The following is a 16,367-nucleotide window of genomic DNA, read 5'->3' as shown; positions in this document are numbered from 1 at the left end:
GTCACGCCTCAGCCACGGCGCTGGTGGCGCCACGCCAGTGCCGGACGGCCTCCTCGGGCGACCCGAGCCGGTGGAAGGGATCCTCCAGCCACGACCGCAACAGTTCGGCGGACCGGGCGGCGTACAGACCGTCCGCGATCCGCTCGTCGAAGGTCCAGCGCAGCGTCAGCATCTGCCGCACCTGAACGGTCCCGGCGACGGCCACCGGGGTCGGCCGAACCTGGCCCACGACGAGGAACAGCGGGCAGTCCCCGTGCTGGTAGAGATGGTGGAAGGCCGCATCCGTCTTGAGGCTGCCCAGGTTCGAGACCACGGCCGATGCGTACAGCGGGTCCGAGCGGCTCAGCGCGCCGGGCAGCAGTCCCCGCTCGGCAAGCCAGTGGGACATGCTGATCGCCACGTCCAGCAGGGGAGTCGGCAGGGTCAGGAACAGGTCCACCTCCTTGTCGACGTCGGCGCCGTGCCCGACGCGTGCCTCCGTCACGGCGGCTTCGAGGCTGCGGATCGTGGTGGCGAGCGGTTCGTTCGGCTCGAAGCGCCGCTTGAGCATCTCCAGCGGTGCGTCGTCGGTCATCGCCTTCTTGGCGCCGAAGGACAGGTAGATGCCGTCGCGGTCGTAGTACCGGCGGCGGGCGATGAACCTGTTCAGCCGGGGCCGGTCGTGCAGCAGCTGGGCCACCTGGTGCAGTACCAGGACGAAGAGGCTCAGCTGCGGACCGCCCGCCGCGTTCCAGCGGCGGATCCAGTCCTGCGCCGCCGCGATGTCGATGTGCTGCTCGAAGTAGACCTCTGAGTCGGTACGCCGGCGCATGACGAACGGCATGATGGCCCGTTCGCCGGGAACGTCAACGCGCCGGCCGTTGCGCCGCGGCAGTCTGATCCGCACCGTCATCACCTCCTCCGCTCTCGATGGTGAACACCCGCGACGATCCCGAGTAGGGCCGAAGGACCCGGTCGTGGACCTCTCCATGCCAGCAGATCTGGTAGTCACCGGGCTCCGCGGCAGCGGGCACGGTCCAGGTGACGACCACGAGCTGACCGCGCCGGGCGCGCCGCCACCGGAACGTGGTGGACCAGTCGCCGTCGTCGGCGACGGTGGTCCAGCTGTGGCCGTAAAACCTGCGGACCTCCAGGTAGGTGCCGTTGCGATGCAGGTCGTGGTTCGGATAAGCCGCCGCGAACACCGCCGTCACGGTGTCGCCGTGGCGGTAGCGGGATCGCGGTTCGACGAGCACGTCGCCGAACCGGTGACCGGGCGGCGGCTGGTCAGGCGGAATCCGCGGCCGGGCATGCCGCTGGCGGTCACTGAGATCCGGTCCTGGTGAGCCGATGCTGACCGGTTTCCCGTCCCGCATCGCCGTCGCCAGCTCGGAGACGATCTGGACCAGGGCGGGCAGGGTCCAGCGACCGAACAGGGTGCTGCCACCTTCGTACTGCTGGGTGTCGTACTCCTCCGGGGTGGTGACGTAGTGGAGATAGCCGTTGCTGTAGCCGGCGACCAGTACATCGGCGAGGTCAGCCGCCAGGATCGATGCGACCGCCCGGCGCAGGCGCAGTCCGGCGACGATCGTGACCTCGGCGGGGACCCCGATCAGGACGAGCTGACCGATCCGCAGCAACTGGATCGGCGCTGCCCGCGCGACGTAGGGACCGAACAGGTTCACCGCCCGCCCGCCGACGACCATCGCCTTCGGAGCCTGGGTGTCCCGCAGCCGTGGGGAACGGGCATAGACGAGCCGGGAGAGCCGGTCCCACAAGGGATTGCCGCCTTCGCGGAAGCCGCGGAAGGCTGGACCGTCCTCGTGGCTGCCGGCCAGTGCGGAGGCGCCGCCGATCGGGTCGCCGGTCTGGTGCACCCTGCCGTCGCCGGTGAATTCCGGCCGTACCGTGACGGCGGCGAGGTCCACATAGGTGAGCCGGTGGTCGATTCCAGCGGTCAGGGTCCGGCCACCGGCCGTCATCAGCGCGGCGGCCGCGGCGTACTGGCGGAGTCCGATGATGCGGGTGTTCTCCAGATCGTTCGCGGTCGGGCCGTTTCCGGGTCTCAGCTCCAGGTTCGGCGTCTGATCGCCGGCGTTGGTCTGGGCGAACGCGGCGACGAAGTCCGCGGACCGGCGAGCGCGGTAGTCGACGCCTTCGACCAGCCGCTCCCAGTGGTACGCGGCGTAGCCCTTGTTGTCCGAGCTGATCAGTGTGTTGGTGTTCGTCATGCTGGTGTTGTGGGTGGCGAACCAGTTGATCGCCGCGACCGGCCTGCCGTCGCGGTCGATCCGCAGCAGCGTCGTCTGTGGATCGATACCGTCGGGGAAATGGTCCCGGTCACCCACCGGGTTGTTGTCGAAGGCAACCTTGGAGCGATTGGCGCTGGCGTTCTCGAGCCGGCCGTGGGCGAGGGTCAGCACGGCCGGCGCCAGGTCGTCGTGTGCGCGGCGGACCGCTTCGGTCATCCCGTCGACGATCGCGGTGAAGGTCCTGGGCCGGAAGCCGCCGGTGTTCGAGTGGTACAGCCGATGATGGGAGTAGCCGCCCGGCCCGGAGTGCGTGTGCGTTGCGGTCACCATCGTGTTCTGCTCGGTGTAGAGACCGTCGTACTCCCGCGCCAGAGCGTGCAGCAGCGCACGGTGGATGCTGTCGAAGACCATCGGCAGGTCGTTGATCACCAACAGCACTCGCCGGCCACTCGCCGGGTGCAGCACGGCGAACGCCCGCGACCGCAGTCTCAGGTGGATGCCCTCACTGCGCTGCCAGGACTTGCCGTAGCCGAGCATGCCGACCTCCACCGGCTCACCGGTGATATCGGCGATGCCGCGACCCACGAGGTACTCGGTCATCTCAGCGAGCCTCCGTCCGCACGCACTCTGCAGCAGCATCCGTCGCCCACCCGGCTCACGGCAGGGCCGAAGGTCCCTTCACTGGTCCTGTGAGCAGCCGAGAGCTGGGTGGGGCGGGTGGTGTGTGACTGTTGGAAGTGGCAGCAGATGCGGACGGTCGAATGCTTCCAGCCAGCCGGCGACGGGCCAGCCGATGTTGCCGTCCTGGTAGTTCGACGGGAACTGCCCGAAGCGGCTGTGAACATAGAGGTACCAGACCGTGAGATCGATCGGTCCCGGTGCCAGTACGGCGAGCGTCCGGATCGTGCTCTGGCCGTTGAAATGCGTCGTCACGTCGTAGGTGTTCAGATGGTCGAACACCGGCGCCAGTTCGCCGCGGCGATGCAACTCCTGGGCCGGCAACGCGGCCGAACCGTGGACTGCGACAGAGCTCGACCGCCTTGAAGAGTTGGCCCGTTGCAACATTCCGCCATGGGTGATCGGCATCAGGCTTGGTCGTCCCGAGATCGCCGTTGCGCAGAAGGCGGCACAGGCCGGTATCACGCTCGAGCCGGCGAACCAGCCGCCGTACGGCAAGAGCACGGCCGAGCCCAACCCGAACCAGCCGCTGGGTTCGCCAGAACAACCGGACGGGCCGGACGGCTACGTCGCACGGGCTCTGCTCAACGTGACGCCATGTATCGCGTCATCGGGGGGCTTCGACCAGGCGGGTCGCCATCGCCAGGTCGGTGATCAGGATGTTGACCCAGCTGCCTAGCAGGGCGGCGCGAATCGCGGAGAACTTACGGTCGCCGCCGGCGACTCCGATGCGGCGGGGTACCGCGAGCAGTTCTTTGGCGCTGACGCCGATCACCCGCTGGTCGAAGGACGAGGGGACGTGGTTCCCGTCCTCGTCGAAGAAGCGGAAGCAGACGTCGCCGACGGCGCCGAGCCGGCGTAGTTCCTCCTGGTCCCGTTCGGCGACCGCGTTGCCGCTGCGTTGCAGGAGCGGGGACGGTTCGAGACTGCCGATCCCGACCATCGCGTCGGTGAGCTGACCCCAGGTGCCCAGAACGTCGCGAACGGACTCGTCGTTCATCATCGCGCGCCGTACCGCGGATGATCCGACCAGTCCTGGTGCCGGGAGGTAGACAGGCATCGCGCCGGTCAGTTCGGCGAAGCGGGCGGTCAGGCGGGTGGCCTGCATCTGCACCGCCGGATCGCCGAGACCGCCGACGATCTGGACGACCTTGTCGACCACCGGCACGCTCTTGCGTGGCATCCGGTCGACCGCGCTGATGAGCGTCTCGCTCCAGGACGAGATCCCGATGACGTGGCCGCCGCTGAGCGTCATGTCGAGGTAGGCGGCTGCCCCCGAACCAAGAGCGGGGAGTACGTCGTCAGCCGAGCCCGCGGTGTCGACGACGACGGCGTCTCGTAGTCCGTACCGGCTCTGCAGCTCGTCCTCCAGATCGCTGTGCACGCCGCTCGGCATGGTCACCACGGTGTGGACGATCCCGACCTCCACGGCCTGCTTCAGCATCCGCGACACTCGCGCCTGGGAGAGGTTCAGCTCGGTCGCGATCTTCGGCTGGCGGATGCCCTTCTCGTGGTACATCCGGGCCACCTTCGCGAGCAGCCGTAGCTCGTCCAGCCCGGGCTGACGTACTGCGCGCTTGCCGTTCACCTTGACCCCCTTCAGGCCGATCAGGATTGGACTATAGGCCAGCCAGACAGATGTACACCCGAGGTGCGCCGCCGGCGTCGGGGAGCGGATCGGCCGGTGACTGCCGCCTGCCGGTCGCAACGACCGAGCCGTCCCGGGGATCCACGATCCGGTAGCCGAGCGGGACGGTGTCGTCGAACACCGGAACCGGCCCGCCTTGGTCTCGGTAGACGATGAACAGCCGCCCCGGTACGCCGAGGGCCCGCGCCGCGATCGCCTTCGTCCAGTCGGGCGCCATGTCGGTCGTCGGCAGCCCGGCCAGGATCGTGCTGATCAGACCGACGTAGGTCGATCCCTCGAAGTCGACCGCTGCACGCCAGTCGGCTCCCGGGGCGAGGAAGTACTCCTCGTGCCCCGGCTCGGCGGGGTGGAGCCGCCATTGCCAGAGGCTGCCGGCGCCGTACACGACTCCCATCGTCCCGCCCGCGCACAGGTTGCTCCAGGCTTCGTGTCCCTGCCACCAGCCGCTCGCCTTGCCGGTTCGTCCCGTGTTCTCGTACGTCGGTTCTCCGTTGGCGACGGCCTTGACCGGCAGGTTCCGCCACATGTCCGCGACCCGCTCGGGGACGTGCTCACCCTCGTGACCGGTCTGGCACCACTGGAAGTCCAGCCAGTCGGCGTCCTGATGGGCCTGCGGACGGATGTGCGGCCGGTAGTGGATGCCGGTCGGTTGCCGGTAGCAGTCCCAGGCGTGCACCTCTTCGCCACCGGCGGCGATCTGGGGCTCGTCGCCGCTGCCATCGGCGCCGACGAGGTAGATCGCCGGGCTCGCGCCGTATCTCGCGACGAGATAGCGGCAGTACCGCGCGTACTCCGCGGGTGGCACGACCGGGCCGGCCACGTCGAGACCCTTCCAGCCGAAGCCGTGGAAGACCGGCTGGAGGACCGGTACCAGGTGATGGTCGACGAGAATCCGGAGCAGCTCGTCGAGGTACTGGAAATAGCCGACCTCGAGCTCGTTCAGGTGACCGGAGCCGAGGTCGGCGAAACCGACGCCGAAACCCTCGTCCTGGGTGCGGTCGCGCGGCCCGACCGCTCGCATGTCCGGCTGCACGGTCATCAGGAGCACCGCGTTGAAGCCCTTCGCCTGCCGGTCCGCGGCATAGCTCCGGACCTGTTCGGGGGTCGCGCGCCAGGGGAGTGCCCAGGCGGTGTCGGCAACCAGGATCGCCGGCGTACCGTCCGCGTGGACGAGGCTTCGGCCACCGGCCGACATCCGCCAGAAGCCATGGGCGAGGAACGGATTGCGCTCGTCGGCGTCGGCCGTACCGATCTCCAGGCGACCGGTCTGCCCGCCCACCGCGCCGCCACTGGTCCACGACCAGCGTCCAGGCTCGGGTGCGGCGAACCTGACCCGCCAGGACTCCCCACCGTCCCAGAACGCGGGACGCCGCAGCCGGGTACCACCCTCGTGCTCGAAATCCACCCAGACCTCGGCCTCGGCGTAGGGAGCGGCGTGCCGACCCGACAGTGTGAACTCGAGCTCGCGCCAGACGACCGGGTCAGGGACTGAGATGGACATGACACTCCACGTGGTGAGCTGTGCGGATAGACTGGCGCGCAAACGTAGAACACGTGCTCTGGGGTCGGTGAAATTCCGAGCCGGCGGTGACAGTCCGCGACCCGTGCGCTCGCAAGAGCGTCCGGTTGATCTGGTGAAACTCCAGAACCGACGGTAAAAGTCCGGATGGGAAGATGCACGTGGCAGTCTGCGGGACGGTGTGCGTTGTCGACGTGACCGGGTGAGTCCACCCGTCGCGTCCGCGTTGCCGTCGCGGAGCTTGTCGTTGCCCCGGAGCGCCATGCCGAGAGGACAACGACCGTGAGTTCTGTAAAGACCAGGCTGGACACCATCCAGCGAGCCGTCGACGAGATAGCGCTCGGCCGGCCGGTGGTGGTCGTGGACGACGAGGACCGGGAGAACGAGGGCGATCTGACCTTCGCGGCCGGCCTGGCGACTCCGGAGTTGATGGCGCTGCTGGTGCGCTACACGAGCGGCTACGTCTGCGCACCGGCCGCACCCGAGATCCTCGACCGGCTCGCGTTGCCGCTGATGGTTCCGGACAACCAGGACAGCCTGCGGACGGCGTACACGGTCTCCGTCGACGCCGCCACCGGAGTCGGGACGGGCATCTCCGCCGCCGACCGGGCGCGGACGGTCCGCGTGCTGGCCGACCCGGCGGCACAGCCCACGGACCTGATCCGGCCCGGTCACATCCTGCCGCTGCGTGCGGTGCCGGGCGGCGTCCGGCAGCGACCGGGTCACACCGAGGCCACCGTCGAACTCGTCCGGCTGGCGGGGTTGCCACCGGTGGGTGTGATCGGTGAGTTGATGAACGACGACGGCACTCTGATGACCGGTCCGGACCTGCGGGCTTTCGCCGACAGGCACGACCTCGCGATGGTCTCGATCGCCGATCTGGTCAGTTTCCTGTCCTGACCAATCGGCGCGCGGCCTCCGCGATGCCCGCGGGGGACAGGCCATAGCGGTCCAGGAGATAGCCGGCCGATCCCGTCGGGGCGAACTCGGGGAAGCCGAGGATCGAGACCCGCGTCGGGTGGTGCTGGACGACGGTCTCCGCGACCGCGCCGCCGAGCCCGCCGCCGGACACGGCCTCCTCCGCGGTGACGATTCCGGCCGTCTCCCGCGCGGCCGCGACGACGGCGTCGACGTCGAGCGGCTTCACCGTGGGCATCGACAGCACTCTGGCCGAGATTCCCTCGGTGGCGAGTTGCTCGGCCGCGGCCAGGGCCCGCCACAGGATCGTCCCGTTGCTGATCAGGGTCACGTCGTTCCCGGCCCGGACGGTGATCGCCTTGCCGACCTGGAACTCGTAGTCGTCGCGGTAGATCATCGGCACGCTCATCCGGCTGACCCGGATGAACACCGGCCCCTCGACCGCCGCGGCCCAGCGCAGCGCGGCCGCGGTCTCGATCGGATCGGCAGGGACGACGACGGTGAGATTGGCGATCGCGCGCAGCCAGGCGATGTCCTCGACCGAGTGATGCGTCGGGCCCAGCTCGCCGTAGGCCACCCCGGGGCTCATCCCGCACAGCTTGACGTTGGTGTTCGAGTACGCGACGTCCGCCTTGATCTGCTCCAGCGCCCGGGCGGTGAGGAAGCAGGAAGCAGCCGAGACGAACGGGATCCGGCCGCCGTTGGCCAGTCCGGACGCGACCCCGACCATGTCCTGTTCGGCGATGCCGACGTTGATCAGCCGATCCGGGAAGGCCTTGCGGAAACTGTTCAGCTTGCTCGAACCGACCGAGTCGTTCACCACGCCGACGATCCGGTGATCCGCGTGCGCCAGCTCGGCGAGCGTCTCGACGTAGGCGTCGCGGCAGTCGTACCGCGGCTGGTCGGCGATCGAGGTGTCGACGACGGTCATACCAACTCCCTGTCGTATCGGGGTCTGCCCACGGACTCCAGTTCGGTCAGCGCCTGCTGGAACTCGGCGCTGTCGGGGACCCGGTGGTGCCAGGCGACGTTGTTGCTCATGTACGAGATCGGATGGCCCTTGTGGGTGTGGGCGATCACGAAGGTCGGTTTGCCCGGCCGGAACGGTACGGCGGACAGCACGTCGAGCAGCTCGCCGTGGTCGTGCCCGTTGACCTCGACCACCGCGAAGCCGAACGCAGCCGCCTTGTCGGGCAGCGGATCGAGGTCGTTGGTCTCCTTGGTGGTGGCGCCCTGTTGCAGCCGGTTCCGGTCGACGATCACGGTCAGCCGGTCCAGCTGGTACTGCGAGGCGGCCATCATCGCCTCCCAGTTGCTGCCCTCCTGCAACTCGCCGTCGCCGACCAGGACATAGGTACGGCGCATGGACACGTCCAGCTTGGCCGACAGGGCGTGGCCGACCGCGATCGGCAGCCCGTGACCGAGCGGTCCGGTGTTGGCCTCGACGCCGGCGACCTTGCGCCGGTTGGGATGGCCGTTCAGCGCGGACAGCGGCTTCAGGAAGGTGGCGAGCTCCTCGACCGGGAGGAAACCGAACGCGGCCAGGGTGGTGTACAGCGCCCCGGCGACGTGCCCCTTGCTCAGGATGAACCGGTCGCGTTCGGGATCGGTGACCTGGTCCGGGCTGATCTCGAGGACGGCGCCGTACAGGGTCGCCAGGATGTCGATCGCGGAGAAGTCACCGCCGATGTGCCCGGCCCCGGCATGGTGGACCAGCTTGAGGTCCTGGATCCGGATCTGCCGGGCGGCCTCGGCGATGTGCGCCACCTGCTCGCTACGGCTGCTGTGGATCGGCAGCCGTCCGAGGACCGGCATCGTCGTGTGTTCGACCGTCAGCGTCATGCATCCCCCAGCTCGGTCAGGCAGGTGAGCAAGACGTTCTGGATCAGCCGTTGCGCCGCCAGCGCGTCGTGCGAGGCTTGTGCCGCGGCCAGGGCGTCCTCGTCGAGCCGGTCGAGTGCGTGGTGCACTGCCTTGAGGAACCGGATCGCCTGCTTGGCGGCTTGGACGCTGTCCTCGCGGAACGGGAACTGGTCCAGCTGCCAGACGCCTTCCCAGTTGTTCCTGCGCAGCGTGTGGAAGAACTCGAACGTCTCGACCAGGTGGACCGAACCGACCACCATGTCGTCGTCCCAGCCGCGCAGGTTGTCGTTGACGTCGATCGCGAACAGCCGGCCGTAGTCGATCGCCAGCTGGGCCGCGTCGGCGGGCGTCTCCTGACCGTAGAGCGAGTGCCCGAAGTCGAGCAGGATTCCGAGGTTCGGCAGCCCGATCTTCTCGATCCCGAGCAGGGTGCGGGCGACGTTGGGGAAGATGATCTTCACCCGCGGTTCGCGTGGCTTGTACTCGATCACGAAGTTGATGTCGGGGTGGGCCGAGACCAGCTCGGTCAGGCCGTCCAGGGCCAGGTTCCAGATGTCGTGGTAGTTCACCTGGAACGGGTAGTCCCAGCCGTCCTGGCCCGGCCAGAGCTTCACGTAGGAACAGCCGAGGTCCTTCGCCAGTTCGGTTGCCTGGTGCAACAGTTCCATCGCCTGTTTGCGCACGGCGGGGTCCGGGTTGGTGAAGGATCCCTTGACGAAGTCGCGGGTGTAGATCTCCGGAGTGATCGCGATCGCCTTCAGGTTGTTGCGGGCCAGCGCGGCCTTCACCTCGTCGAGGGTTCCGTCGTAGCCGGCGAACGGCCAGTTCAGGTCGACCACGGACAGGTCCCCGACGGCGCCGGCCCGGTCGATCTGCTCGAGCAGCCCGACCGGCGGTCCGTAGCCGTCGGTGGCGTAGCGGTCCTTGTAGGTCGCGAAGTGCCAGATACCCGCGCCGAAGACCGGCATGTCAGTCATGGTCATCTCCTTCATATCTGGTCAGCCCTTGGTGGCGCCGGCAGTCAGGCCGCCGACGATCCAGCGCTGGAGCAGGGTGTATGCGATCAGGATCGGCACCACGGCGATCAGGATGCCCGCCGCGAGACCGGTGTTGTTGTTGGCGAACTGGCCCTGGAAGTTGAGCAGCCCGACCGGGATCGTCTTGTGCGCGTCGGAGTTCAGCAGGATCAGCGCGAAGAGGAACTCGTTCCAGGTCGCCACCGCGTCCAGGATCGCGACCGTCACCAGAGCCGGCAACGACAGCGGCAGGATCATCGTGAAGAACACCCGCCAGTTGCCGGCGCCGTCCACCTTGGCCGCCTCGATGATCTCGTCGGGGATCTGCCGGAAGAACGACTGCAGCACCAGCACCTCGAACGGGATGCCGAAGGCGAGGTACGGCCCGATCAGGCCGAACAGACTGTCGGTCGCGCCGGCCGAGCGCATCATGATGAAGACCGGGACGATCGCGATGTAGATCGGGATGGTCAGCCCGAGGAAGACCGTGAACATCACCGTCCGGCGGAACTTCATCCGCAGCTTGGCCAGGGCGAACCCGAGCATGGCCGAGATCAGCACTCCGAGCGGCACCTTCATCAGTGCCAGCAGCGCGCTGTTGCGGTACGTGGTGGCGAAGTTGCCGATGCCCCACGCGTCCTTGAAGTTGGCCAGGGTGAACTGGTCCGGCCAGGACAGCGGCCCGCTGCCGATGAAGTCCGCGAGCGGCCGGACCGCGGTGACCACCAGCAGTGCCAGCGGGGAGATCCAGAAGATCGCCGCCACCGCGAGCACCAGAGTCATCACCAGCCCGCGCCGGCCCTTGGGCGGCCGGCTCGCCGGTGCCACCTCGGCGGGTACGGCGGTCTGCACCCGAACTGGCGCGATCGTCATGATGCCTCCCGGGTCTGCGATCGCACGTACGGGATGCCCACCGCGATTGCGACGAGGGTGATCACGACCGCGATCGCCGTACCGTAACCAGCCTGGTAGTACTGGAAGACGTTGAAGTACATCCAGGTTCCCATCACCTGCGTCGACGTACCGGGACCGCCGTACGTCATCGCGTAGATCATGTCGAAGACCTTGAACGAGTCGATCAGCGACAGCGCGAGCACGATGTAGTGGGCCGGCCGCAGGCTCGGCATCGTGATGTGCCAGAACTGTTGCCACCGGCTCGCACCGTCGACGGTCGCCGCCTCGTAGAGCTCGTCCGGAATTCCCTGCAGGGCGGCAAGGTAGAGCAGCATCGGGAAGCCGGTCCGCAACCAGATCGCCGGCACCATCACCGCCCACAACGCGGTCGAGTCCTGTCCCAGCCACGGCTGCGCGAGCCCGTCGAGCCCGATCAATCGCAGGAACGAGTTGATCGCGCCGTACTGCGGGTTGTAGAGCCAGCCCCAGATCGAGGCGATCGACACCAGCGGCAGGACCGCCGGGGTGTAGAAGACCAGCCGCAGGATCGGCTTGCCGTGCACCTTGCCGTTCAGCGCGATCGCGAGTGCCAGGCCGATCACGGTCGGCACCGCGATCGTCACCACGGTCCAGATCACGTTGTTGCGGACCGCGGACACGACGACCGGGTCGCTCGGCAGTTTGACGTAGTTCTCCAGCCCGACGAACCTGTACGTCGCGCTCAGACCGTCCCAGTCGGTCAGGCTGAACCACACTGATGACATCGCCGGGTACACCAGGAACGCGACGTACACCACCAGGGCAGGCAGCGCGAACAACCACGGCGACCACTTGCCGCCCCGCTTGACCTTCGTTGGCTTGGACAGTGCGATCGTCGCCATGGTGGCCGATCAGCCCTTCGCCCAGGCCGAGACGATGTCCTGCATCTTCTTCGCCGCGGCGTCCGGCTTCAGCGAGCCCTGGAGCAGATCGCTCTGCACGCTGAAGTACTGGTCGGCCTGCTTCTTCGGGAACGCCTGGTCCTGGATCGTGTAGAACGGGTTGCCGCCGAACTTCTGCGCCCACTCCGCTGACAGCGGCAGCGCCTTCGGGTCGGGCTCGGCGCCCTTGACCGTCGACGCACTGACCTGCATCGCCTTCTGCGTCGCGGGCTGCACGATGAAGTCGAGCAGTGCGGCGCTCTTGTCGGCGTTCCCGGTCTTGGCGTTGATCATGTAGCCCTCGACGAAGCCCGAGTGCCGGGCCGGGCTCTGGTCGGTCGGCAGCTCGAAGTTGCCGAAGGCGGCCGGGCTCTTCTTCGCCGACAAGATGGCGGCCGCCTCGGTCCAGGGTCCGGTGATCGTGTACGCCGTCTTGCCCTGGACGTACCCGGGTTCGATATCGGCCGGGTCGAGGCCGAGTGCGCCCTGCGGCAGCCACTTCTTGTCCTGCCACTTCTTGAACAACGCGAACGCCTCGACGACCTCGGGCCGGTCCCAGCTCTCGGCGCCGGTCAGCAGCTTGTCGTGCAGCTCCGGGCCGGCGGTGTGCTCGAGCAGGTACTCGAACAGCCGCATGATGTCCCAGCCGTACTTGCCGCCCAGACCACAGGGCGTGACCCCGACGGCGACCAGCTTGTCGTTCATCGTCTCCAGCTCGGCGTAGGTCTTCGGCGGGGCGCTGACACCGGCCTTCGCAAGGAGCGACTTGTTGTACCAGGCACCTATCCCGAGGGAGACGAACGGCAGGCCGGACTTCACACCGTCGAACGTCATCCCGCCGATCGCCGCGGTGTTGATCTTCGAGTCCCAGCCGTACTTCTGGTAGTACGGCGTCAGGTCGAGTGCCTGCTTCGCCTTCGCGAACGGACTGCCGATCTGACCACCCCAGATCCGCCAGATGTCCGGGCCCTTGCCGCCCAGGAGCTGGGTCCGGAGCTTGTCCGGGTAGACGGCCGCTCCCGATCCGGGCAGGCTCTCGACGGTGGTCGTCGTACCGTTCTGCGCGTCGAACTTCTTCAGCTGCGCTTTCAGCAGGCCGATCGTCGAGTCGTCCTCGTAGGTGAACAACCGCAGGTTGTTGGAGGCGGCCGCGGTCGCGCCACTGCTGGTCGACGTACCGCTCCCGGTGCAGGCGGTCAGACCGGCGCCTGCGACGGCGGCGGAGGTGAGGCCGAGGAATCCCCGGCGGGTGAAGGTGCTGCCAGTCATGATGTGCTCCTTTGCCGGGCGAACCGGCGGATCTTGGCGAACATGTCCTCCAGCAGGAAGCGGACGTCGACCTGTTCGACCACACTGATCGGGTTGTTGGTGCCGGGCAGATACCAGCCGTCGATGCCGAACCGAGGGGCCGGACGCACCAGCAGGTTGCCGCTGTCGGGGTAGAGCATCAACGAGATGGCCGGCGAGTCGCCGAGGGAGCGGGACTCGATCGGCTCGCCGTGCCACTTCTCGTTCCACTCGTGCAACTGCTCGATGAGGTACTTGCCCAGAGGACCGGCGTCGCCGATCTTCTCGTCGAGTTCGGCGTAGCTGACCGACACCTTGGTGTAGACGTCGCTCGGTACCTGCCAGACGGTGATGCCGGATCCGAACACCACGTTGGCCGCGTGGATGTCGTTCGACAGGTTGAACTCGATACCGGGGTACGAGCTGTGACCGTGGTAGCCGCGGCCACCGATCCAGATCACGATCACCTCGCGGTGCACGATCTCCGGGTCGAGCAGGATCGCCGAAGCCATGTCGGTGAGCGGACCGAGGAAGGACACGAAGAGCGGGTCGCCCGGCCCGGCCAGCTTGGACTCCTCGATGATCAGCCGGGCACCGGGGGAGTCCACCGGAGTCTGCTCGTCCGGGATGCCGGTCGGGGCGCCGTTCGCGACCGGCACCTTGCCGGCCAGGTCGAGCAGGTCCAGCAGCAGGTCGATCTCCTCGCGCGATTCCGCCATGCTCCGGTTCGATCGGCGGGTGCCGAAATGGGCGGGGATCAGGCCGCGGATGTCGAAGGTCGGCGACAACAGTCCGTGCACGATCGCGAACTGGTCGTCGGCCTCGTTCTTGGCGTCGGTGTTGATGATCACCCGGCGTCTGCTCGGTTTCATCGGCTCCCATCCTGTGAATAGATATTCAGTACCGCATAAAGGCTCGCCATGAGTTTCACCGCGCCGCTAGAGTCCCGTCAAGAGCTCGGTTGAAAGTTGTCGGAAGGGGTGCGGTCGAAGGTGGCGAGAGCAGAGGCCGTACTGGCTGTCGATCAGGGCACCACGAACACGAAGGCGATTCTGATCGGCGCGGACGGCGCGGTACTGGGCACGGGCGCCGCGCCGGTCGGGCTCTCGAGCCCTCGACCTGGCTGGGCCGAGCAGGATGCCGACGACATCTGGAGCAGCGTCCTGCGGGCCGTCGAGCAGGCGATCGCCGGTGCGGACCCAGTCGACCTCGTCGGGATCGCCTTGTCGACGCAGCGTGAATCGGTCGTCGGGTGGAGTCGTGGTTCCGGGCGATCGGTGACACCGGTGATCGGCTGGCAGGACGTGCGGGCATCGACCTGGTGCTCGCAGCTACCGGCGGCTGTCGGCAAACTGGTCCGCTCGCGCACCGGGCTGAGGGTGGACGCGATGTTCTCGGCACCGAAGCTCAACTGGCTACTGTCGCGGCTCGATCCCGGCGATCTGCACGTCGGCACGATGGATTCGTGGCTGATCCATCAACTCACCGGTGGGCGTGAGCACCTGACCGAGGCCGGCAACGCATCCCGGACCCTCCTGTACGACGTGGTCGAGCTCGGCTGGTCCACCGAACTGCTGGACGCCTTCGGGGTGCCGCGCTCCGTGCTGCCGGAGGTGCGCGCCTCGAATGCCGGCTTCGGGACAACCGCGGGCGTCCGCGGACTGCCGGACGGGATTCCGATTGTCGCGGTCCTCGGTGATTCGCATGCTGCGATGTATGGCCAGGGGTGCCGGTCGGCGGGGTTGGTCAAGGCCACCTATGGAACCGGGTCGTCGGTGATGACGCCGGTCGAATCGTTCGTCCCGGACGGCTGCACTCTGGCGTGGCTCACCGAGCGGCCGGTGTACGCACTCGAGGGCAACATCGTCTCGTCAGGTGCGGCGCTGGCCTGGACCGCCGAACTGCTCGGCCTGCCGGACGTCGGGACGCTTGTCGAGTTGGCTGCGACGGTGCCTGACGCAGGCGGTGTCACCCTGGTGCCGGCCTTCGCCGGGCTCGGGGCACCGCACTGGGACCGCAACGCCCGGGCGGCCATCACCGGGATGAGCACAGCCACCACGCGGGCGAACATCGCCCGCGCCTGTGTCGACGCGGTCGCTCACCAGATCTGCGACATCACCGACTGGATCGGCGCGACCGGAGTTCCCCTTCGCCGGCTGCGCGCGGACGGCGGCGCGACCGTGTCCAGCCTGTTGATGCAGACCCAGGCCGACCTGCTCGGCTTCGGAGTGGAGGTTTCCGACGTCGCCGAAATCTCAGCACTCGGGGCCGCCGAACTCGCCTGGACGACGCTCGGCCAGGCGACCGGCTGGGCAGAGCAACGAACCACCCGCGTCTTCGAACCCACCCTCGACCAGTCCGCTCGCAGGCGACAGCGCGCCCACTGGGCCGGCGCCGTCGCCGCGGTACAGGCACCCTCCTGATCCCCGGCGAGACCCACGCTGGTTCTCATCGGATCCGATCCCAGCCGCGACGGGGGCGGTGGCTGCCGAGGCCGGCGTCGTCGCGGCCGCGGTAGACGATGTAGGGGCGGGTCAGGTAGCCGACCGGAGCGCTGAAGACGTGGACCAGGCGGGTGAAGGGCCATAGCGCGAAGAGGCCGAAGGCTACGAGGGCGTGGAGCCGGAAGCCGAGCGGCGCTTGGCTCATCAGCGAGGCGTCGGGATGGAAGGCGAGGAACGAGCGGTACCAGACCGAGACGCCTTCGCGGTAGTTGTACTCGCCGCCGATCGTCAGGATCGAGCCGGCGATCGTGTTCCACATGCCCAGCACGATCGCGGTCGCCAGGAAGGCGTACATCACCTTGTCCATCACCGTCGTGGCGGAGAAGACGGGACCGACCGTGCGTCGGCGGTAGACCAGGATGGCCAGACCGGCCACCGTCATCACGCCGGCCAGCAAGCCGCCGGTCACGGCCACCACGTGGTACGTCCGTTCGCTGACCCCGATGGCGTCCGTCCAGGACTGCGGCACCAGCAGACCGATGACGTGGCCGCCCACGACGCCGAGCATGCCGAAGTGGAACAGTGGGCTGCCGATCCGGAGCAGGCGGTTCTCGTACAGCTGAGAGGATCTGGTGGTCCAGCCGAACTTGTCGTAGCGATAACGCCACAGGTGACCGACCACGAAGATCGTCAGGCACAGGTAGGGGACGATGACGAAGAGGAACTCGTTCATCGGCGGGCTCCCGGGAACGACGGCATCGGTAGCAGCGTGGGTGCGGCCGCACCCGGACTGAACTGCGGACTGGCGAAGGGGGCGAGGCCGACCTCTTCCTCCGGAGGTCCTTCGGCGGCGAGGCGTCGTACGGCGTCGCGTTCGTCGCCGCGGAGCTGCGGCAGGGTGGCGGTGACGGCGTCGATGAGGTTCGCCCACGGGGATCGCTTGTCGCGC

At 67.9% G+C, this 16,367-nt stretch carries 15 protein-coding genes, 1 pseudogene and 1 riboswitch; of the genes and pseudogenes, 2 read left to right on the top strand and 14 right to left on the bottom strand.

All coding sequences use genetic code 11. The annotated features are described in order from the left end of the window. Position 1: 1 nt before the first annotated feature. The 5 genes from ABD768_RS36815 to ABD768_RS36795 all read right to left on the bottom strand — a co-directional run bounded on the left by ABD768_RS36815 (position 2) and on the right by ABD768_RS36795 (position 6,058). Positions 2 to 886: a 2-oxo acid dehydrogenase subunit E2 gene (locus tag ABD768_RS36815; RefSeq protein WP_344848697.1), complete on the bottom strand. Its 885-nt coding sequence runs from the start codon at positions 884 to 886 to the stop codon at positions 2 to 4. Further along, positions 846 to 2,831 (bottom strand): neutral/alkaline non-lysosomal ceramidase N-terminal domain-containing protein, encoded by a 1,986-nt coding sequence (locus ABD768_RS36810; RefSeq protein WP_344848695.1) that lies wholly within the window; start codon positions 2,829 to 2,831, stop codon positions 846 to 848. Before ABD768_RS36810 ends, ABD768_RS36815 begins: the two co-directional genes overlap by 41 nt. A 78-nt stretch (positions 2,832 to 2,909) precedes the next feature. Next, the gene (locus ABD768_RS36805; protein WP_344848693.1) at positions 2,910 to 3,233 is read right to left on the bottom strand and encodes a hypothetical protein; all 324 of its coding nucleotides are present in this window, start codon (positions 3,231 to 3,233) and stop codon (positions 2,910 to 2,912) included. 283 nt (positions 3,234 to 3,516) lie between these two features. After that, positions 3,517 to 4,497 carry a sugar-binding transcriptional regulator gene (locus tag ABD768_RS36800; RefSeq protein ID WP_343964902.1) on the bottom strand — a complete coding sequence of 327 codons (981 nt, stop codon included), beginning with the start codon at positions 4,495 to 4,497 and terminating at the stop codon, positions 3,517 to 3,519. A gap of 31 nt (positions 4,498 to 4,528) precedes the next feature. Further along, positions 4,529 to 6,058 carry a glycoside hydrolase family 140 protein gene (locus ABD768_RS36795; protein ID WP_344848690.1) on the bottom strand — a complete coding sequence of 510 codons (1,530 nt, stop codon included), beginning with the start codon at positions 6,056 to 6,058 and terminating at the stop codon, positions 4,529 to 4,531. Between the two features lie 49 nt (positions 6,059 to 6,107). Continuing rightward, a riboswitch (FMN riboswitch) is annotated at positions 6,108 to 6,241 on the top strand. 117 nt (positions 6,242 to 6,358) lie between these two features. Between ABD768_RS36795 and ribB the strand changes: the two genes are divergently transcribed. Continuing rightward, a complete protein-coding gene (gene ribB / locus ABD768_RS36790) occupies positions 6,359 to 6,976 on the top strand; it encodes a 3,4-dihydroxy-2-butanone-4-phosphate synthase (RefSeq protein ID WP_343964898.1) in 618 nt (205 codons plus the stop codon). Here ribB and ABD768_RS36785 read toward each other — a convergent pair. The 7 genes from ABD768_RS36785 to ABD768_RS36755 are packed head-to-tail and all read right to left on the bottom strand — an operon-like array spanning position 6,960 to position 13,846. Then, a complete protein-coding gene (locus ABD768_RS36785; RefSeq protein ID WP_344848687.1) occupies positions 6,960 to 7,925 on the bottom strand; it encodes a transketolase family protein in 966 nt (321 codons plus the stop codon). The genes ribB and ABD768_RS36785 overlap by 17 nt on opposite strands. After that, positions 7,922 to 8,836 carry a transketolase gene (locus ABD768_RS36780; protein WP_343964894.1) on the bottom strand — a complete coding sequence of 305 codons (915 nt, stop codon included), beginning with the start codon at positions 8,834 to 8,836 and terminating at the stop codon, positions 7,922 to 7,924. The genes ABD768_RS36785 and ABD768_RS36780 overlap by 4 nt, the downstream gene beginning before the upstream one ends. Then, complete coding sequence (locus ABD768_RS36775; RefSeq protein WP_344848685.1) at positions 8,833 to 9,834, bottom strand: sugar phosphate isomerase/epimerase family protein; 1,002 nt, start codon at positions 9,832 to 9,834, stop codon at positions 8,833 to 8,835. Before ABD768_RS36775 ends, ABD768_RS36780 begins: the two co-directional genes overlap by 4 nt. A gap of 21 nt (positions 9,835 to 9,855) precedes the next feature. Then, complete coding sequence (locus ABD768_RS36770; RefSeq protein WP_343964890.1) at positions 9,856 to 10,746, bottom strand: carbohydrate ABC transporter permease; 891 nt, start codon at positions 10,744 to 10,746, stop codon at positions 9,856 to 9,858. Continuing rightward, positions 10,743 to 11,648 (bottom strand): carbohydrate ABC transporter permease, encoded by a 906-nt coding sequence (locus tag ABD768_RS36765; protein ID WP_343964888.1) that lies wholly within the window; start codon positions 11,646 to 11,648, stop codon positions 10,743 to 10,745. Before ABD768_RS36765 ends, ABD768_RS36770 begins: the two co-directional genes overlap by 4 nt. 9 nt (positions 11,649 to 11,657) lie before the next feature. Next, positions 11,658 to 12,956, bottom strand: coding sequence for an ABC transporter substrate-binding protein (locus ABD768_RS36760; protein ID WP_343964886.1), 1,299 nt, complete (start codon positions 12,954 to 12,956; stop codon positions 11,658 to 11,660). Beyond that, positions 12,953 to 13,846, bottom strand: coding sequence for a nucleoside hydrolase (locus ABD768_RS36755; RefSeq protein ID WP_344848682.1), 894 nt, complete (start codon positions 13,844 to 13,846; stop codon positions 12,953 to 12,955). The genes ABD768_RS36760 and ABD768_RS36755 overlap by 4 nt, the downstream gene beginning before the upstream one ends. Positions 13,847 to 13,966: 120 nt before the next feature. Between ABD768_RS36755 and ABD768_RS36750 the strand changes: the two genes are divergently transcribed. Further along, complete coding sequence (locus ABD768_RS36750; RefSeq protein WP_344848681.1) at positions 13,967 to 15,397, top strand: FGGY-family carbohydrate kinase; 1,431 nt, start codon at positions 13,967 to 13,969, stop codon at positions 15,395 to 15,397. Between the two features lie 25 nt (positions 15,398 to 15,422). Here ABD768_RS36750 and narI read toward each other — a convergent pair whose 3' ends face one another. Together narI and ABD768_RS36740 are read right to left on the bottom strand one after the other, a co-directional pair. Beyond that, positions 15,423 to 16,151 carry a respiratory nitrate reductase subunit gamma gene (gene narI / locus ABD768_RS36745; protein WP_344848680.1) on the bottom strand — a complete coding sequence of 243 codons (729 nt, stop codon included), beginning with the start codon at positions 16,149 to 16,151 and terminating at the stop codon, positions 15,423 to 15,425. Continuing rightward, positions 16,148 to 16,367 (bottom strand): annotated as a pseudogene (locus ABD768_RS36740) (nitrate reductase molybdenum cofactor assembly chaperone); the annotation flags it as partial. The pseudogene ABD768_RS36740 and the gene narI, both read right to left, overlap by 4 nt.

The organism is Kribbella ginsengisoli (genome assembly GCF_039537185.1).
Lineage (GTDB): Bacteria > Actinomycetota > Actinomycetes > Propionibacteriales > Kribbellaceae > Kribbella > Kribbella koreensis.
This window is presented reverse-complemented; position numbering and strand designations above follow the sequence as displayed.